This window comes from Candidatus Eisenbacteria bacterium (assembly GCA_005893275.1).
In the GTDB taxonomy this organism is placed as follows: Bacteria; Eisenbacteria; RBG-16-71-46; order SZUA-252; family SZUA-252; genus WS-7.
Genome location: VBOW01000027.1, coordinates 18,387 through 36,367 on the forward strand (window position 1 = coordinate 18,387; position 17,981 = coordinate 36,367).

Below are 17,981 nucleotides of genomic sequence, written 5' to 3' on the forward strand. Positions count from 1 at the left end.
TCCGACGAGCCGAATGCAGTAGCGATCCTCGGCGCGAACCTCGTTTTTCGCGCCGCAGTGCTGGCACCGCACGTACGAACGCCGAGGGTCTTCCCTCAAATGAAAAATCTGGACGGGTCCGAAGAGCTTCGCGCAGCGAAGGCATTCGACCGCCGGATTGCTGACCTCCATCTCGGGCATGTTCGATTCACCTCCCCGTGCGCGCTTCGCGCGGAGCCCTTCCGCGCTTCGAGTCTGCTGGGCGCCATTGTAAAGAGGGCGCGCGCGGCCGTCCAGGGCTCGCTCGGTCCCCGCGCCGAGGCGACGGCCGAGCATCTCCACCTCCGGGTCCGCCGTTGAGCGCGCGTCCGATCCTCGTGACCGGAGGAGCCGGGTACATCGGCTCGGTGCTCGTGCGGATGCTTCTCCAGGCGGGCCGGCCGGTGCGCGTCCTCGACCGCATGCTGCACGGCGGCCACGGTCTCGAGGACCTCGCCCACGATCCCAACCTCACCGTGCTGGTCCGCGACCTTCGCGACCCTCGGGTTCACGAGCAGGGGTTGGAGGAGGTGAAGACCGTGGTGCACCTCGCGGCGATCGAGGGTGGCAAAGCCTGCGCCTTGGACGAGGACCTCGCCGTGCAGACCAATTGGAGCGCCACCGTCGCATTCGCCAGGCGGGCGCGGGCCCTCGGCGTCCATCGCTTTGTCTTCGCTTCGACGTGCTGCGTCTACGGCGAAGGTCGCGACGAGATGCTCACCGAGGAATCCCCCGCAAAGCCGCGGTCCCTCTACGCGGAGACGCGGTGGCACGCGGAGCAGGGGATTCTCGAGCTGACGGACGATTCGGAGTTCGAGCCCGTCATCCTCCGCTTCAGCACGGTCTACGGACTGTCCCCACGCATGCGGTTCGATCTCGCGGTGAACTTCCTCGCTCAGCAAGCCGTGCGCGAAGGGGAGGTCCAAATCTTCGGCGGCTCCCAGTGGCGACCCTTCGCGCATGTGGCGGATATCGCTCGCGGGATCATCATGGCGATCGAGGAACCGCTGCCCCCGGACGGGCCGCCGATCCTGAATCTCGGAGACAATCTCGAGAACTACCAGCTCCGCGACCTGAAGGAGGAGCTCGAGGCACACGTGCCGGGGGTGCGGGTGACGATCCAGCCCGAGAAGGAAGACCGGTGTACCTACCGGGTACGATTCGACAGGATCGAGCGGGAGTGGGGATTCCGGGCGCGTCGGCGCGTCGGCGACGGGATCGAGGAGGTCGCGCGCGCGGTACGCTCGGGCGTGATCGCCGATCCGAGAGAGCGCCGATACTACAACGCGTGACCGGGAATCTGGTTGCGTGCCGGAGGATCGATCCGGTAGCGTGGAAGCGCCTCGCTCTCACCGTAACCCTACGGAGAGTCTCATGCCGCGGCTGGAAATGACGTTGCAAGAGCTCAAGGAGCGCGCCCTCTTCGTGCGGCGCGACATCATCGCGCTCCTGGCTCGCTCCCAATCCGGACACAGCGGCGGGCCGCTCTCGTCCGCCGATTTCGGAACCGTTCTATTCTTCCACGAAATGAACGTGAATCCGGGCCGGCTCGATGATCCATCGCGGGACATGTGGCATTTCTCGATCGGGCATATCACGCCGGTGATCTACTCGCTCATGGGGGAGCGCGGATATTTCCCGCTCGTCGACCTTCTCCAATTCCGCCAGTTCAAAGGACACCTTCAGGGTCATCCCAGCAAACACGACACACCGGGGATCGAGGTCTCCTCGGGCTCGCTGGGGCAGGGACTGTCCGTGGCGAGCGGCATGGCGCTGGGCTCCCGAATGGATGGGATCGATCGGCGCGTCTATTGCGTGATGGGGGACGGGGAACAACAGGAGGGGCAGATCTGGGAAGCCGCGATGTTCGCGGCCCACTACAAGCTCGACAACATCTGCGGCATTATCGACTACAACCGGAAGCAGATCGACGGCGACGTTCAGGATGTGATGGGAATCGCGCCGCTCGCGGACAAATGGCGCGGATTCAACTGGAACGTCATCGAAGTGGACGGCCATGACGTGGCGGCGCTCGTTCAGGGGTTCGAGATCGCCCGCGCGACCAAAGGGAAGCCCTCCCTCATCCTCGCCCACACCGTGATGGGAAAGGGCGTGTCGTTCATGGAGGATGACTACAAGTGGCACGGCGTTCCGCCGAATCGCGAGCAGGCGGACCAGGCCCTGCGAGAGATGGGGACGAGCCTTGATGCATGGACGGCGCGGCTGGAACGCTGCACGAAGCCCGAAGTGGCTCCAGGACCGGGGCCGGGCGTATGACCGGCGTGACCCCGGCCGCTCCACAGGCGCCCGCCTCCGTTCCATCGCTCGGCAAGCCCGAGATGAAGCGGACCCGGGAGGGGTTCGGCCACGGCCTCCTCGACTTGGGGCAGAGACGTCAGGACGTGGTCGTGCTCGTCGGCGATCTGTCCGGCTCGACGAATGTCTCGTTTTTCGCGGAGAAATTCCCAGACCGCTTCATTCAAGTCGGGGTCGCGGAGCAGAACATGATGTGCGTCGCGGCGGGGCTCGCCGCGGCGGGAAAGATTCCGTTCCTCGCCACGTACGGCGCCTTCGCCTCCTGCCGGAGCGCGGACCAGATGCGCGTGACGGTCGCCTATACGGATCTTCCGGTAAAAATCGGCGGCGCGCACGGGGGCATCAGCGTCGGGCCGGATGGGGCGACGCACCAGGCCATGGAGGAGATCGCGATCGTCCGCTCGATTCCCAACATGAAGATGATCGTGCCGTGTGATTACTGGGAGACGCGCAAAGCGACCGTGGCCGCCGCGGACGATCCGCACCCCAACTACATCCGATTTGGCCGCGAGCCCGTTCCGGTCGTGACCGGGCCCGAAACGCCGTTCGTGATCGGAAAAGCGAATTTGGTGCGCGATGGCGGCGATCTCGCGATCATCGCCTGCGGGGTCATGGTCTACGAGGCGCTCGTGGCCGCCCAGGAGCTCGAAGCGCGCGGCGTGCGCGCCCGCGTGCTGAACATGCACACCATCAAGCCAATCGACGCCGAAGCGGTCGTCCGTGCCGCGCGGGAATGTGGCGCGATCGTGACCGCGGAGGAGCACCAGGTGCATGGAGGCCTGGGCGGTGCCGTTGCGGAGGCGGTCGTGCAATCGCACCCGGTCCCGATGGAGCTCGTTGCCGTCCACGATCGCTTCGGTCGATCGGGAAAGCAGGAAGAGCTGATGGCCGCGTTCGGCATCAAGGCGCCGGACGTGGTGCGCGCCGCCGAACGGGCGCTCGCCCGCAAGCGCGCGCGGTAATGCTCGGGGAGCGGCGGCTCTGTCCGGGGCCGCTCATCGCCCGCGCGGGCTGCTTCCTCGTTTCCGTCGCGGTCGCGTTTCCAGCCGCGGCGGCCGGTCCGTTCGCGGTCGCCGGTCCGCTCTCGGCTGCCGGTCCGGTCCCCGCGGGGTCCTCCCCTGGATACGCGGGCGAACGCTCCTCGGTGTCCGCCCCCGCCGCATTCGCGATCCTCGCCTTGGACTCGTTGAGACAGGAATGGGGAGCCGCCGTGGTGTCGCGCTGGATCTCGGTCGGCGCGCGGTCCCTCAGCGCGCGCGCCGGCGCGGGCGTGTGGGTGGGGCTCGAGCTTCCCGATCCGCGCCGCGCGGCGCTCGCACTCGAGCGGATGGCGGGCGGTCTCACGGCGCGGGCGGCCCTCGATAGCCTCCTGGCCGGCGACGCCAGGCGGGGAGAGCGCCAGGCCGCGCTCCTGGATCGCTCCGGAGGCGCGGCCGCGTTCACCGGAGATCTCTGCCCCGCCTGGGCGGGGGAGCGGACGGGCCGCGGCTACGTGTGCCAGGGGGTGGGACTGCGCGACGGCGGCGCGCTCATGACCATGGGACGCGCTTTCGAAACCGCGGGCGGGACGCTCGGCGAGCGGCTCCTCGCGGCCGTCGAGGCGGCGGAATCGATCGCGCCTCTCCGCGAGGACGGAGAATCGGCTGCGGTGCTGATCGTGCGCGAGGGAGGCGGCCCGAATGGATGGTCGGACCGCATGGTCGACCTCCGCGTGGATGACGCCCCGGATGCGGTCCAGGAGCTCAAGCGGATTTACGCCGCGCACGCCGCCACGTTCCTGCCCGCCGCGTACGCGCGGTTCGGCGACGAGGCCAAGCGCCGTGGGGATTCGATCTCGGCGGAGCGCGAGTATTCCCGCGCCGAGGCGGGCTTCCGCGCCGCGGTCGCCCGGTCGCCCAAGAACCCCGACGCGCTGAACGAGCTGGCGTGGTTCCTCGCGACCCATGACCGAGGCCTCGAGGATGCCCTGCGTTTCGCGAAGGCGGCGGTCCTCGTCCGGCCCGATGACCCCAACCTGTACGACACTCTCGCAGAGACGGAGTACCGATCGGGTTCTTTGAACCGGGCGATCGAAGCGATGACGCGGGCGGTCAAGCGCTCGGGAGGCGCCATGCGGTACACGGACCGGCTGAGGCGGTGGGAGCGGGAGCGGTCGGCGCTCGAGGGAAAGTCCCCTCCCGATTCCGGCGGCGGGCGCGCGCGCTAGCCGGTGAAGGAGCCCGGCGCCGGACGGGGGCTCCGGAACAGGGAATCGAGGGTGCGGAAGCCGATCGGCTCGGTCGAACGAAACGGCTCCCCGTAACGCACGCCGATCTGCCCCCCGAAGTGGCGGGCCCGCGCCTCGATCCGCCCGATGAAATCGGGTTCGTTCAAAGCCGTCGGCCTCGTTCCGGCATCCGCCATCTCGACCTGGGTCCGGTGCGCCAGGATGGCGCGCCGCTTCCCGTGCCATCCCGCGGAGATGTCCACGATGAAGGTCGGGACAAAGCCAACGCGCGACGCGAAGTAATAGCGCGCCTCGGCGCGGTGGGGCTCTCCCCTGTCATCGAACTTGCGTAGCCCGGCCATGTACCACGCGCGGTCCACGAGTCGGGACGCTTCGACGTGATCGGGGTGATGATCGAGGGGCGCGTGCGTGAGCAGGACGGAAGGACGCAGGGCGCGGAGGATCCGTGCCACACGTCGCGTTTGCTCGGGGTCACGCGAGTCGATTCCTCCGTCCGGAAGCTCGGCGTTTTTCCGTTCGGCCACGCCGAGCACGCGCGCCGCTTCGGCCGCCTCCGCCGCGCGCTCTTCGACCGTGCCGTTCGTGGACAGCTCGCCCCGGGTGAGATCGAGAATTCCGACGGCGTAACCCTGTCCGGCCGCGATCGCGAGGGTGCCGCCGCAGCTGATTTCCACGTCGTCGGGGTGGGCCCCGATGGCCAGGATTTGGAGGGGTGGGGTCCCGGGCTGGGTCACGGAGGGAATCGGCGGGCTAGCCGTTCGGCTCGTGATCGAAGACGTGTTGGGTGCGGATCGTGCGGATCGTGCCGGTCTGAACCCGCATCACCATGGAGTGGGTTTCGGCCCCCCCCGCCCGGAAACGCACGCCCGGCAGAAGGTCGCCGTCGGTGACGCCGGTCGTCGCGAAGACGATCCGGTTCCCTCGCGCGAGGTCGCTTTCGGTGTACACGCGGTCCGGATCCTCGATCCCCATCGTTTTGGCGCGCGCGCGCTCCTCCGCGTTTCGAAAATGGAGCCGGCCCTGGATCGCCCCGCCCAGGCAGCGCAGGGCGGCGGCGGCGAGCACTCCTTCCGGCGCTCCGCCCACCCCGAGCAGCACGTCCACGCCGGTGGAGTCGATCGCGGTCGCGATTGCGGCGGAGACGTCGCCGTCCGGGATCAGGTGGATGCGGGCGCCGGTGCGCCGGATGCGCCGGATCAGCTCATCGTGGCGCGGCCGATCGAGCACAACCACGGTCAGGTCCTCGAGGTCGTAGCCCTTCGCGGCGGCGATGCCCTCCAGATTCTCTTCGACCGTCCGGTTGAGGTCGATCGCGGCGGCGGCCCTCGGGCCGACGGCGATCTTCTCCATGTACGTGTCCGGGGCGTGGAGGAGATGGCCGCGCTGGGCGAGGGCGATCACCGAGAGGGCGTTCGGCCGGCCGTACGCGACCGAGTTGGTGCATTCCAAGGGATCGAGCGCAATGTCGACCTCGGGACCTTTTCCCGAGCCGACCGACTCGCCGATGTAGAGCATCGGCGCTTCGTCCCGCTCCCCCTCGCCGATGACGACCGTGCCCTGAATGTCCACGATGTCGAAGACCCGGCGCATCGCGGTGACCGCCGCCTGATCGGCCGCGTTCTTATCTCCGCGGCCCATCCAGCGGGCGCAGGCGAGCGCGGCCGCCTCGGTGACGCGGACCAAATCCAGGCCGAGATTTCGGTCCATCGTGTTTCGTCAGCGGCTCGGAGCTTCGCCGAAGGCGCTCGCGTCGATTTCTTCCCAGTCGTTGATCATGTCGGACCAGCGGTAGAGGCGGATCCGGCTCGTTGTTTCCGTGTCGGAATAGACGTATTCGACGTACGATCCGCCTCCGGCTCGGTTCGAGTAGTGGAGTTTCTTGTCCACCACGAGAGGGCGCGTCGTCCGCGCGAGCTTCATGCGGCCCATGGGGCTCTGCCAGATCACCGATTCGACAACCGCGTGCGTTTCCTCGTCCTCGACCTCGTCGAACTCGAGGCCGCCGAATTGTTTGTCGAGGCGCCGCAGGACTTCCTCCCAGCGCTGGTCGTTCATGAATCTCCCATCGGCTTGGTTGACTTACGTTCGGAGCGGACTATAGTAGCACACCCTGTGAATCGCACAACCGTCTCCGGCGCATCGGGATCCTTCAGCGGCCGGTCCGCGCTCGTCCTCGGAGGGTCGGGCGGTTTGGGCCGCGCCGTCGCGCTTGCCCTCGCGCGGGAGGGAGCGCGGGTCCTGGCCACCGGGCGGAACCGCGAGACGCTCGCGGAGCTTCGCGCGGTGGCCCGAGCCCGCGGGCTCCAGGTCCTGACGCTCCAATCGGACGCCGAGAAGAAAGAAAGGGTCCACGCGGCGTTTCGGCGTGCCGCCTCGAGCATCGGCGGGCCTGATCTCCTGGTTCATGCGGTGGGCGATCTCTGGGAGGGTCCGATCGCGCGGCTGACCGGCGAGCGCTGGGAGGCGCTCGTCCGCTCCAACGTGACGAGCGCCCTCTACGCGATCCAGGAAGCGCTCCCCGGGATGCGGAAGCGGCGCTACGGGCGGATCCTGCTTTTCGGCGTTGCCGGGGGAGACGCCCCTCGAGCCGCGCCGCGCGCCCACGGCTACCGCGCCGCGAAAATCGCGCTCCTCACGCTGGCGCGAAGCGTGGCGCACGAGGAAGCGGCGAACGGGATCACCGTGAACACGATTCTGCCCGGGGTGATCCGGACGGGAACCGTTACCCGAAGCTCGGCCGTGCTTGCGCGGCGCATACCCGCGCGCCGATTGGGCACGCCTCAGGAGGTCGCGCGCGCCGCGCTCTTCCTTCTCGCCGAGGACTCCGGGTACATCACCGGTTCCGCCCTCACCCTCTCGGGAGGGCTCCTGCTTTGAGGGAGGAGTCTGGCCATGCCTGAAGTGACCCTGGTACCCATCCGCACGCCCGCCGATGCGAACCTGATCCTCGGTCACGCGCACTTCATCAAGACGGCCGAAGACCTCTACGAGGCGATCGTCAACTCGGTCCCCGGCGCGAAATTCGGGATCGCTTTCTCGGAAGCGTCGGGCCCGAGGCTCATACGAAGGGAAGGGAACGACGAGGCGCTGACGCGGGCCGCCGAGCGGGAGCTCATGAACCTCGGATGCGGCCACGCCTTCTTGATTTTCCTCGCAGGCGCGTACCCCATCAATCTCCTGAGGGACATCCGCGCCTGTGTCGAAGTCTGCGCGATCCACTGCGCGACCGCGAACCCCGTGAAAGTCGCCGTCCTGCGCGAGGGGGAGGCAGGCGCGATCCTAGGGGTTATGGACGGCCTCGGCCCCGTGGCGATCGAAGGCCCCGAGGAGGCCCGCGCGCGGCGGGATTTCGTGCGGAAGATCGGCTACAAGCTCGCCTGACGGCGCCTGGGGGCGTCCCGTCCGGGACCGAATCCGCCCCCAGCGCAACCACGTTGACCGCGGTTTTTCAAGATGTTAGGCTGGTACGCAATCGTAGGTTGTCCCCTGACCGAAGCTGAGGCACGCATTGCGCGCATCCACGCCCAAGGCCTGGGTGCTCCGGAGTCCGGCCGCCCCGGAGCGAGCCCAGGAGCTTGCCGTCCAACTGGGAATTTCACACACCTTCGCCACCCTGCTTGCCAATCGAGGTTTCTCTTCGTCGCTCGAGGTTCAGGATTTCCTTGAACCGAGCATCGATAGGCTCCTGGACGCCTTCACGATGCGGGACATGGACCTGGCCGCCGCCCGGATCTGGAAGGCGATCGACGAGCGGGAGTCGATCCTCGTCTACGGGGACTACGACGTCGACGGCATCACCGCGACCGGCCTGCTCACGTCGGCCCTGACGAGACTCGGGGGCAAGGTGTCGTACTTCATCCCGGACCGGATTCGCGACGGCTATGGCTTCTCGCTCCGGGGCGTCGAGGTGGCGAAGAAGCGCCGGATCCGGCTCGTGATCACCGCCGATTGCGGCATCACGGCGACGGCCGAGGTGAAGCTCGCCAAGCAGCATGGGATCGACGTGATCGTCACGGATCACCACGAGCCGCTCGGGATCTTGCCCGAAGCCGACGCCGTCTTGAACCCGAAGCGGCGCGATTGCCCGTATCGGTTCAAGGAGCTGGCGGGCGTGGGGGTGGTCTTGAAGCTCGTGCAGGGGCTGGCCCAGTATCGGCCGGGTTCGCTGGCGGACGATTTCGTATACGAGCACCTGGATCTGGTCGCGCTCGGGACGATCGCGGACGTCGTGCCGCTCCGCGGTGAGAACCGGATTTTCGCGAAGCTCGGGCTCGAGCGCATCTGTGATTCGACCAAGCCCGGGATCATCGCGCTCAAGGAGGTCGCGGGGCTGCGCTCGAAGCGGGTCGAGAGCGGCCACGTCGCGTACATTCTTGCACCGCGGATCAACGCGGCGGGCCGGCTCGGAAACGCGGAGAGCGGCGTGCGACTTCTACTTTCCACGGAGCCGGGCGAGGCGATGACGATCGCCGAGAGTCTGGAAGAAGACAACACGATGCGGAAGAAAATCGACGAGTCCACGCTCGAAGAGGCCCTCGATCAGCTCCAAGCGCTGGGGCCGGATCTTCCACCGGCCATCGTGCTCTGGTCCGATCGATGGCATCCGGGCGTGCTGGGGATCGTGGCCTCGAGGCTCATGGAACGCTATCACCGGCCGACCATCCTCATCGCGGCCGACGACGACGAGGGAAAGGGTTCGGGGAGAAGCATTCCCGGGTTCGACGTGTGCCAGGCGCTCCAGGAGTGCCGCGAGCATCTGATCGGCTTCGGAGGGCATAGCTACGCGGCGGGCCTCACGATCCGCGCCGACCAGCTCCACTCCTTCCGCGAACACCTATGCAGCGTCGCGTCGGGCCGGCTCACGGCGGACGACTACGTCCCGAAACTTTCGATCGATGGTCCCCTTCTGCTCGAGGAGTGCAATGAGGACCTGGTGCGCTTTCTCGACCGCCTCTCGCCGTTCGGGATCGGAAACACCGAACCGCTCTTCATCGCCGAGAACATCCAGGTCGCGGGCTCTCCCACGGTCGTGAGCCGGAATCATCTCAAGCTCAGCGTCCGCCAGAACGGCCGCGAGCTCGAGTGCATCGGATTCGGGATGGGTCATCTCGCGGGCCCGATCCAGACCGAGCCTGGAAGGATCTGCATCGCATTCGTTCCCACCATCAACGTCTGGCAGAACCGCGCCCGGTTTCAGCTCAAGCTGCGCGACGTTCAGATCCGCTGACCATGGACACGGTCCCCACCGACATACTGGGACCGCTCCTTCAAACCCTCGAGCGGTCGAAGATCCAGGTCGGGCGCGACCGACTGCGGCGAGCGTACGACTTCGCCGCGGAGGCGCACGGCTCTCAGCTCCGCCTGACCGGCGAGCCGTACGTGACCCACTGCGTGGCGGTCGCGCTGGTCCTCGCCGATCTCCTGGGACCGCGCGCCGACGAGACGATCCTCGTCTCCGCGCTCCTCCACGACGTCGTGGAGGACACCGACGTCGATCTCGCCAGAGTCGAGGCGGCGTTCGGCCCCGAGGTCGCGTTGCTCGTCGACGGCGTCACGAAGATCGGCGGGCTCCACTTCGACCGCCCCGAATGGGAGCAGGCCGAGAATTTCCGGAAAATGCTTCTCTCGATGGCGAAGGATCTCCGGGTGATCCTGATCAAGCTCGCCGATCGACTCCACAACATGCGCACCCTCCATTCCCTGGACCCCGTCCGCGCCACGCGGATCGCGCGGGAGACCCGCGAGATCTACGCCCCGCTGGCGCACCGGCTCGGAATCGCGCGGATCAAGTGGGAGATGGAGGATCTCTGCCTCAAGTATCTGGATCCCGACGCCTACAACGATCTGCGCCAGAGGGTGCAGCTGAAACGCGAGGAGCGGGAACGGATGATCGAGGAGGTCATGGGCCCCTTGGTGGAGCGGCTGCCCGAGCTCGGAATCAAAGCCGAAGTGATCGGCCGGCCGAAGCACCTCGATTCGATCTATCGGAAGATGGAGGCGCAGAATCGGAAGTTCGAGGAGATCTTCGATCTGCTCGGAATCCGAGTGATCACTCCCGATAAGGTCGATTGCTACCGCGTGCTCGGCCTGATCCACGATCTCTACACGCCGGTCCACGAGCGCTTCAAGGACTACATCGCCACGCCGAAGAGCAACATGTACCAATCGCTTCACACCACGGTGGTGGTGCCGGGCGGGAGCATGGTCGAGTTTCAGATCCGGACCTCCGAGATGCACCAGACCGCCGAGCTGGGGGTTGCCGCGCACTACCGGTACAAGGAAGGCGGGGGCGGGCCGGACCACGAGCTTCTGGCCAAGCTCCAACCGGTGCTGCGCAATGTGGAGTGGCATTCCACGACGAACGATCCCGAGGAGTTCATGGATTTCCTCAAGACTTCGCTCTACCAGGACGAGGTCTTTGTCTTCACGCCTCGCGGGGACCTGAGGAGGCTGCCACGGGGAGCGACGCCGCTCGATTTCGCGTACCTGGTTCACACCGAGGTGGGGCATCGCTGCGTCGGCTCCAAAGTGAACGGACGCATCGTCCCGCTGCGCTACGAGCTTCGGAGCGGAGACACGGTGCAGATCATCACGTCCCCGCTCGGCAAGCCGAATCGCGATTGGCTCAAGCTCGTCAAGAGCCCGAACGCGCGGAGCAAGATCCGCCACTGGCTCAAGACATCGGAACAGGCGGATTCGGTCGCGCTGGGCAAGGAGATGCTCGAGCGTGAGCTGCGCCGGCGCAGGCTGAGCCCTCCCGCGGAGACGCCGCTCGAGCGGCTCGCCCAGACGCTCGGCTACCCCGACGTGGACCAGCTCATGGGGGCTCTTGGGCGCGGCAGCGTCTCGATCTCCCAGGTCATTCAGCGCTGGTTCCCGCAGGGAGTGGGCCCGGTGCAGCGGATCAAGGAAGCCTCCCTGGACACGATTCGCGCGATCACGCGGCGGCCGGGTCGAGGCGTTCGGATCCAAGGCGTCGACAACCTCATGATCAATTACGCCAAATGCTGCCAGCCGGTGCCCGGGGATCCGGTCGTCGGCATCGTGACGCGGGGCCGCGGCGTGACGGTCCACCGTACCGATTGCCCCAACACCTTCGACGACCGTGTCGTGCCGGAGCGGAGGCTTCTGGTCGAGTGGGACGCCGCCCCGGAAGATTCCTTCGTGGTGAAGCTTTCGATCTTCGGAGTCGACCGGAAGAGTCTCCTGGCGGACATCGCGAAGGCGATCTCGACGACGAACACGAACATCCGTACCGCGGGGATCAAAGCCCGCGATCGGAATGCCCAGGGGGCGTTCGTCGTCGAGGTACGCGATCTGAGCCATCTCCGCAGCGTCATGCGGGCGGTGGAACGCGTCGAAGGGGTGGAGGGCGTGGAGCGCGAGGAAATCTTCGGGAAGCCTCCGCGGGGGGGCGAGGCGGACGCCGCCTCGTGAGGGCGCTGCTTCAACGCGTGACCCGCGCGGCGGTGCGCGTCGAGGGAATCGAAATCGCGCGCATCGGCCGGGGGCTTCTGATCCTCCTCGGCGTTTCCGCGCGGGACATTCCGGGGAGCGAAGGGAAGCTTGCGGCGCGCTGCGCCGAGCTTCGCATTTTCGAGGACAGCCAAGGCAAGATGAATCGGTCGGTCCGCGAAATCGGAGGGGCGGCCCTCGTGGTGCCGCAGTTCACCCTCTACGCGGATACCTCCCGCGGGCGGCGCCCGAGCTTCGACGCCGCGGCCCCTCCGGAATCCGCGGAACGCGCGTTCTCATCCTTTTGCCTCGCGCTCGCGGCGCGCGAGATTCCGACAGAGCGCGGCCGGTTCGGCGCGTCGATGGAAGTGGAGCTTGTCAATCAGGGCCCGGCGACGTTTCTGCTCGAGATCGCGCCCTCCGAAACGTAATGCGAACCAATCTGCTCAATCCCTTCGGTCCGAGGATCGTCCTCGCGTCGCGTTCCGCGCGGCGGCGCGAGCTTCTCACGATGGTCGGCGCCCAGTTCGACTGCTTCCCCGTGGCGGTCGACGAGTCGCCGCTCCCGAAGGAGCGCGCCGAGGCCCACGTGCTGAGACTCGCCGAGGCAAAGGCCCGGGCGGCGCTCGAAGCGGGGGCCGGACGGCTCGACCCCGCGTCCACGGTCCTCCTCGGCGCCGATACGGTCGTGACGATCGATCGCGACATCTTGGGGAAGCCCAGGGCATCCGATGAGGCGGCGCGCATGCTCGCCCGGCTCTCGGGGCGCGTGCACGAGGTCTGGACGGGGCTCTCGCTCGTCCACCCTGTGGACGGGCGAGCCGTGACGCAGGCGGTGCGCAGCATCGTCAAGTTTTCGCATCTGGACGACGCCGAGATCGAGCGCTACATCGCAACCGGGGAGCCGCTCGACAAGGCGGGCGCCTACGCCGTGCAGGGGCGCGGCGCGCTCTATGTCGAAGCGATCGAGGGTTCCTACTCGAACGTGGTCGGGCTTCCGCTCTCGCACCTGAAGCACGCGCTCAAGCTTCTCTTCCTGGCCCCGGAGCGGGAACGCGCCTGATGGAGCCCTTCCGGCTCGACGGCGAACGGTTGTGGATCCTGGACCAGACCCTGCTCCCGCGGGAGGAGCGTTGGATCGAGATCGCGGACGCTCGCGGGATGGTGGATGCGATCACCCGCCTTCGCGTGCGCGGGGCGCCCGCCATCGGCATTGCGGGCGCTTTGGGACTTTGGCTCGAAGCCCGCCGGATCGTGCGCGATGAGGGCGGCCGCGCACAGGCGGGACCGGGTTCGGTCGGCTTGCTCGCGCGGACGGGGATCGAGACGCTTCGCTCCGCCGCGCGGTCGATCCGCGTCGCCCGTCCCACCGCGGCGAACCTTGGCTGGGCGGTGGATCGCGTGCTCCGCGTCGCCGAAGAGGCGGCCTCCCCGCGCTCCGATGCCGGGGTGTCGGCGGAGATCGTGGATGCGGAAACGTGGACCCGGGCGATCCTCGCCGAAGCCCTCGCGATCTGGGAGGAGGATCGCGCCGCCTCGCGCGCGATGGCCCGCTGGGGCGCCTCCCTTTTCCGAAGCGAGACGCGCTTTCTGACACACTGCCATACGGGAGGGCTCGCGACCGGGGGCGGCGGGACGGCGCTCGGTGTTCTGCTCGAGCTCCACCGCAGCGGCCGCCTCATCTCGGTCTGGGCGACCGAGACGCGCCCGGTCCTGCAAGGCGCCCGGCTCACGGCGTGGGAGCTCCAGCGGGAAGGCGTCGCGGTCACGGTCGTCGCGGATGGAGCGGCGGCCTCGCTGCTCGCCCGGGCCTCGATCGAGGCGGTCGTTGTCGGCGCCGACCGGATTGCGCGAAACGGGGACGTGGCCAACAAAGTCGGCACGTACCCGCTCGCCCTCGCGGCGCGCGAAGCGCGCATTCCGTTCGTCGTGGTCGCCCCAAGCTCCACGTGCGATCCAGAGTGCCGTTCCGGCGCGGGGATCCCCATCGAAGAGCGGGACCCCTCTGAAGTCCTTGCGTACCAGGGCATTCCGACCGCCCCTTCGGGTGTTGGAGCATCCAATCCGGCCTTTGACGTGACCCCCGCGCGCCTGGTGACCGCCATCGTCACGGAGCGGGGAGTCCACCGGGCCCCGCGTTTCCTGCTGGCCGGCGTTGACAAGGGTTCCAAGTACCGGTAATCTTCACCGTTTGCGTCATCCGTATACGAGGAGGTTGGATTCATGGGCACGCATTCGGTACGTGCTTCGGAGATCGCGCAGGACTGGTTTGTCGCCGACGCCGAGGGGCAAATCCTGGGCAGGCTGGCGAGCGAGATCGCGAGCGTGCTCAAGGGGAAGCGCAAGCCTACCTACTCCACGCACCTGGACGTCGGGGATCACGTGGTCGTGGTCAACGCGGAGAAGGTGCGCGTGACCGGGCGCAAGCGGGACGAGAAGATTTATTTCAGGCACTCGCTCTATCCGGGCGGCCACAAGCTGACCCGTTTCCGCGACGTGCAAGGCGACAAGCCGGAGGAGATCATCCGGCTCGCGGTGAAAGGGATGCTCCCGAAGAACAAGCTGGGGCGCGCCATGATCAAGAAGCTCAAGATCTATGCGGGACCGGAGCATCCCCATGCGGCGCAGGCGCCGCGGCCGCTCCCCGGCACCGGTTCCAAGGCCCAGGGAGGTTCAGGTAACGCTGATGAGTGAATTCAGGGGAACGGGACGCAGAAAGACATCGATCGCCAGGATCCGGCTGACCCAGGGTACGGGAAAGCGCATCGTGAATGGACGGGATCTCGATCAGTACTTCTCACGCCTCGCGCTGAGTCGGATCGCGTTGCAACCGCTCGTCGCGAGCAACGCCGCCGACAAGTTCGATCTCATCGCCAGCGTCCGGGGCGGCGGTCTGTCCGGGCAAGCCGGAGCGATCTGCCTCGGCGCGGCGCGGGCGTTGCTCCGAATCGATCCATCCCTTCGGGGACTGCTGGGCAAAGAAGGACTCCTCACCCGCGACGCTCGCATGAAAGAGCGGAAGAAATACGGGCAGGCCGCGGCCCGCAAGCGGTTCCAGTTCTCGAAGCGGTAACGACGGCAGGTCAGGTTCCGGCGAGCCGCGCTTCGGCGCGGCCGCCATTACTCACGCTCCGGACCGAGGGGCCGGTCTCCCCATGGGGTGGCCTCGCGGGTGGAAGGAGCGGCGGATCAAGACCGGAGGTTTCACTTGGCTGAAATCGGAATGAAGGAGCTTCTCGAGGCGGGTGTCCATTTCGGGCATCAGACCCGGCGATGGAACCCCAAGATGAAGAAATTCATCTTCATCGAGCGCAATGGCATCTACATCATCGACCTCCAAAAAACGCTCAAGGCGCTCACCGACGCTCGCGACATGTTGGAGGGGATATCGCGTCGCGGCGGTGCGGTGCTCTTCGTCGGCACGAAGAAGCAGGCCAAAGACGCGATCCAGGACGAAGCCCAGCGCTGCGGCATGCCCTACGTGAACGAGCGCTGGCTCGGCGGAATGCTGACGAACTTCAAGACGATCAAGTCGAACATCCGCCGCTTCAAAGATATCGAGAAGATGGCCGCCGACGGCACTCTCGAGAAGCTCTCCAAGAAGGAACAGTCTCAGATCGAGAAAGAGCGTACCCGTCTCGCCAAGATCTTCACCGGCATCAAGGAAATGTCCCAGCTGCCCGCCGCGACCTTCGTGATCGATACCAAGAAGGAGCGGATCGCCGTCGCGGAAACAAACCGCCTGGGCATTCCCGTGATCGGGGTCGTCGACACGAACTGCGACCCGGATGTCGTGGATTATCCGCTGCCCGGGAACGACGACGCCATTCGCTCGATACGGCTCTTCGCCCGTTTCGTGAGCGATACGATCCTGAGCGCCCGCCAGGAGGCTCGCGAGGGAGCCGACGTCGTGACGCCGGAGCACGAGGCGGACACGCCGACACAACCCGACGTCGTCGCGAGCGCTTGATCCCACTCGGCCTGCCGGACCAAAACCCGATCGAACGCTAGGAAGGAGTCCTCGATGACGATCACGGCCTCGCTCGTGAAGGATCTGCGCGAGCGGACGGGCGCGGGCATGATGGAATGCAAGAAGGCTCTCGCCGAAACCAACGGAGACATCGAGAAGGCGATCGACGTCCTGCGCAAACAGGGTCTTTCGCGGGCCTCCGAGAAGTCGGGCCGAGCCGCCAAGCAGGGACTCGTCTATGCCTACATCCACCCCGGGGACCAGCTCGGTGTGCTCCTCGAACTCGATTGCGAAACGGACTTCGTGGCGCGTACGGACGACTTCCGCGAGCTGGCGAAGAATCTCGCGATGCAGGTCGCGGCAACCGGAGCACGCGCCGTGGACCGGGAGAGTGTCGACCCCTCGCTGATCGAGCGGGAGCGCGCCATCCTGCTCGAGCAAGCCCGGACAACCGGAAAGCCGCAGGCGATCCTGGCCAAGATCGTCGAGGGGAAGATCGAGAAGTATTACGAAGAGATCTGCCTCTTGGAACAGCCGTATATCCGCGATCCGGACAGCAAGGTGAAGGATCTCGTGGGTCAGGCGATCTCGAAGCTCGGGGAAAACATCGTCGTGCGCCGCTTCGCCAAGTTCCGCATCGGAGAAAACTGACGCCGTGGCGCCCTCCCGCCGCCGCGTGCTTCTCAAGTTGAGCGGTGAGGTTCTCGCCGGCGACGCCGGTCATGGGATCGATGCGGCGGTGCTCGGGCGCCTGGCGGGGGAGATCCGCGAGGGCGTCGCCGGCGGCGTCGAGCTCGGACTGGTGATCGGCGGCGGAAACATCATCCGGGGGACCGCGGCCGCATCGGACGGCGTCGACCGGGCGGCCGCTGATTCGATGGGCATGCTCGCGACGGTGATCAACGCCCTCGCACTCCAAGATTCCCTCGAGCGCCAGGGGCTCGTCACGCGCGTGCTGAGCGCCATCGAGATGCGGACCCTGGCCGAACCCTACATTCGCCGCCGCGCGGTCCGTCATCTCGAGAAGGGACGAGTCGTTCTTCTCGCCGCAGGCACGGGACATCCCTATTTCACCACCGACACCGCGGCCGTCCTTCGCGCCGTGGAGATCGGCGCCGACGTTCTCCTCAAGGGGACGAAAGTGGACGGGGTGTTTTCCGAGGACCCGATGCACAACCCCGCCGCGGTCCGATATGATTCGCTGAGCTACCCCGAGGTGATCGACCGGAGGCTCAAAGTGATGGACATGACCGCCTTCACCATGGGCATGGACAACCGGCTTCCGATCGTCGTGTTCAACGTCACGGTGCCGGGAAATCTGGTGCGCGCGCTTCGCGGCGAGCCGGTGGGGACCCGGGTACTCGTGGAGGTCTAGGATGGACCAGAAGCTCATCAGGAACTCCGAAGAGCGCATGAAGAAAGCCGTCGAGACGATCCGGCACGAAGTCGCCACGATCCGGACGAACAAGGCCACGACCGCGCTCCTCGACGGGATCAAGGTCGAGTACTACGGCAGCCCGGTTCCGCTGCAGCAGGTGGCGAGCGTGAGCGTGCCGGAGCCGCGCATGATCGTGATCCAGCCCTGGGAGCGGACGGTGCTGCCGGAGATCGTGAAGGCGATCCAGCGCTCCGACCTGGGTTTGAACCCCGCGGACGACGGTTCGGTGGTGCGCCTCGTGCTTCCGCCGCTCACGGAAGAGCGTCGGAAGGATCTGGTGAAGGTCTTGGGGAAAATCATCGAGGACGGCCGGGTCCGCGTCCGGACCATCCGGCGCGAGTCGAATGAGGAACTGAAAAAGCTGGAAAGGGAGCATAAAATTTCGGAAGATGATTCCAAGAAGGCTCAGGCCGAGGTCCAGAAGCTGACGGATCGCTATATCTCGTCGCTGGATGAGCTGTTCGGGAAGAAGCAGGCCGAAGTCATGGAGGTCTAAACCCTGGATCCTCGCCGCGCCGGGCTCGACCGGTTACCGGACGCCGCGGGAAGCTGTTCCA

At 66.9% G+C, this 17,981-nt stretch carries 19 protein-coding genes; 17 read left to right on the forward strand and 2 right to left on the reverse strand.

The genetic code is table 11. The annotated features are described in order from the left end of the window. Nucleotides 1-185: 185 nt before the first annotated feature. The 4 genes from E6K76_06255 to E6K76_06270 all read left to right on the forward strand — a co-directional run bounded on the left by E6K76_06255 (nt 186) and on the right by E6K76_06270 (nt 4,540). On the forward strand, nt 186-1,310 hold the full coding sequence (locus E6K76_06255; protein ID TMQ58951.1) for an SDR family oxidoreductase: 1,125 nt from the start codon (nt 186-188) through the stop codon (nt 1,308-1,310). Between the two features lie 97 nt (nt 1,311-1,407). Continuing rightward, a complete protein-coding gene (locus E6K76_06260) occupies nt 1,408-2,295 on the forward strand; it encodes a transketolase (protein ID TMQ58987.1) in 888 nt (295 codons plus the stop codon). Between the two features lie 62 nt (nt 2,296-2,357). After that, nucleotides 2,358-3,296: a transketolase family protein gene (locus E6K76_06265; GenBank protein ID TMQ58988.1), complete on the forward strand. Its 939-nt coding sequence runs from the start codon at nt 2,358-2,360 to the stop codon at nt 3,294-3,296. Then, nucleotides 3,296-4,540: a DUF1028 domain-containing protein gene (locus tag E6K76_06270; GenBank protein TMQ58952.1), complete on the forward strand. Its 1,245-nt coding sequence runs from the start codon at nt 3,296-3,298 to the stop codon at nt 4,538-4,540. Before E6K76_06265 ends, E6K76_06270 begins: the two co-directional genes overlap by 1 nt. On the opposite strand, the gene bshB1 is transcribed toward E6K76_06270, so the two are convergent. Together bshB1 and glpX are read right to left on the reverse strand one after the other, a co-directional pair. Next, complete coding sequence (gene bshB1, locus E6K76_06275) at nt 4,537-5,331, reverse strand: bacillithiol biosynthesis deacetylase BshB1 (GenBank protein TMQ58953.1); 795 nt, start codon at nt 5,329-5,331, stop codon at nt 4,537-4,539. The two genes, E6K76_06270 and bshB1, sit on opposite strands and share 4 nt — an antisense overlap. Then, nucleotides 5,312-6,268 (reverse strand): class II fructose-bisphosphatase, encoded by a 957-nt coding sequence (gene glpX, locus E6K76_06280; protein TMQ58954.1) that lies wholly within the window; start codon nt 6,266-6,268, stop codon nt 5,312-5,314. The genes bshB1 and glpX overlap by 20 nt, the downstream gene beginning before the upstream one ends. On the opposite strand from glpX, the gene E6K76_06285 reads away from it, so the two are divergent. From E6K76_06285 to E6K76_06345, 13 genes are all read left to right on the forward strand, one after another. After that, entirely contained in the window at nt 6,167-7,438 is a 1,272-nt protein-coding gene (locus tag E6K76_06285) for an SDR family oxidoreductase (GenBank protein ID TMQ58989.1), read from the forward strand. The genes glpX and E6K76_06285 overlap by 102 nt on opposite strands. A gap of 15 nt (nt 7,439-7,453) precedes the next feature. Then, on the forward strand, nt 7,454-7,942 hold the full coding sequence (locus E6K76_06290; GenBank protein ID TMQ58955.1) for an adenosine monophosphate-protein transferase: 489 nt from the start codon (nt 7,454-7,456) through the stop codon (nt 7,940-7,942). A 115-nt stretch (nt 7,943-8,057) separates the two neighbouring features. Then, nucleotides 8,058-9,788: a single-stranded-DNA-specific exonuclease RecJ gene (recJ, locus tag E6K76_06295; GenBank protein TMQ58956.1), complete on the forward strand. Its 1,731-nt coding sequence runs from the start codon at nt 8,058-8,060 to the stop codon at nt 9,786-9,788. Nucleotides 9,789-9,790: 2 nt separating this feature from the next. After that, nucleotides 9,791-11,998, forward strand: coding sequence for a bifunctional (p)ppGpp synthetase/guanosine-3',5'-bis(diphosphate) 3'-pyrophosphohydrolase (locus E6K76_06300; GenBank protein TMQ58957.1), 2,208 nt, complete (start codon nt 9,791-9,793; stop codon nt 11,996-11,998). Next, the gene (locus E6K76_06305) at nt 11,995-12,447 is read left to right on the forward strand and encodes a D-tyrosyl-tRNA(Tyr) deacylase (GenBank protein TMQ58958.1); all 453 of its coding nucleotides are present in this window, start codon (nt 11,995-11,997) and stop codon (nt 12,445-12,447) included. Before E6K76_06300 ends, E6K76_06305 begins: the two co-directional genes overlap by 4 nt. After that, nucleotides 12,447-13,079, forward strand: a complete 633-nt coding sequence (gene maf / locus E6K76_06310) for a septum formation protein Maf (GenBank protein ID TMQ58959.1) — start codon at nt 12,447-12,449, stop codon at nt 13,077-13,079. Before E6K76_06305 ends, maf begins: the two co-directional genes overlap by 1 nt. Next, nucleotides 13,079-14,197, forward strand: a complete 1,119-nt coding sequence (gene mtnA, locus E6K76_06315) for an S-methyl-5-thioribose-1-phosphate isomerase (protein ID TMQ58960.1) — start codon at nt 13,079-13,081, stop codon at nt 14,195-14,197. The genes maf and mtnA overlap by 1 nt, the downstream gene beginning before the upstream one ends. A 42-nt stretch (nt 14,198-14,239) precedes the next feature. Beyond that, nucleotides 14,240-14,710 (forward strand): 50S ribosomal protein L13, encoded by a 471-nt coding sequence (gene rplM, locus E6K76_06320; protein ID TMQ58961.1) that lies wholly within the window; start codon nt 14,240-14,242, stop codon nt 14,708-14,710. Next, nucleotides 14,703-15,089, forward strand: a complete 387-nt coding sequence (gene rpsI, locus E6K76_06325) for a 30S ribosomal protein S9 (protein TMQ58962.1) — start codon at nt 14,703-14,705, stop codon at nt 15,087-15,089. The genes rplM and rpsI overlap by 8 nt, the downstream gene beginning before the upstream one ends. A 135-nt stretch (nt 15,090-15,224) precedes the next feature. After that, nucleotides 15,225-15,986: a 30S ribosomal protein S2 gene (gene rpsB, locus E6K76_06330; GenBank protein TMQ58963.1), complete on the forward strand. Its 762-nt coding sequence runs from the start codon at nt 15,225-15,227 to the stop codon at nt 15,984-15,986. A gap of 54 nt (nt 15,987-16,040) precedes the next feature. Next, complete coding sequence (gene tsf, locus E6K76_06335; GenBank protein TMQ58964.1) at nt 16,041-16,637, forward strand: translation elongation factor Ts; 597 nt, start codon at nt 16,041-16,043, stop codon at nt 16,635-16,637. Nucleotides 16,638-16,641: 4 nt separating this feature from the next. After that, entirely contained in the window at nt 16,642-17,361 is a 720-nt protein-coding gene (locus E6K76_06340) for a UMP kinase (GenBank protein ID TMQ58965.1), read from the forward strand. A gap of 1 nt (nt 17,362) precedes the next feature. Then, complete coding sequence (locus E6K76_06345; GenBank protein ID TMQ58966.1) at nt 17,363-17,920, forward strand: ribosome recycling factor; 558 nt, start codon at nt 17,363-17,365, stop codon at nt 17,918-17,920. Nucleotides 17,921-17,981 lie beyond the last annotated feature (61 nt).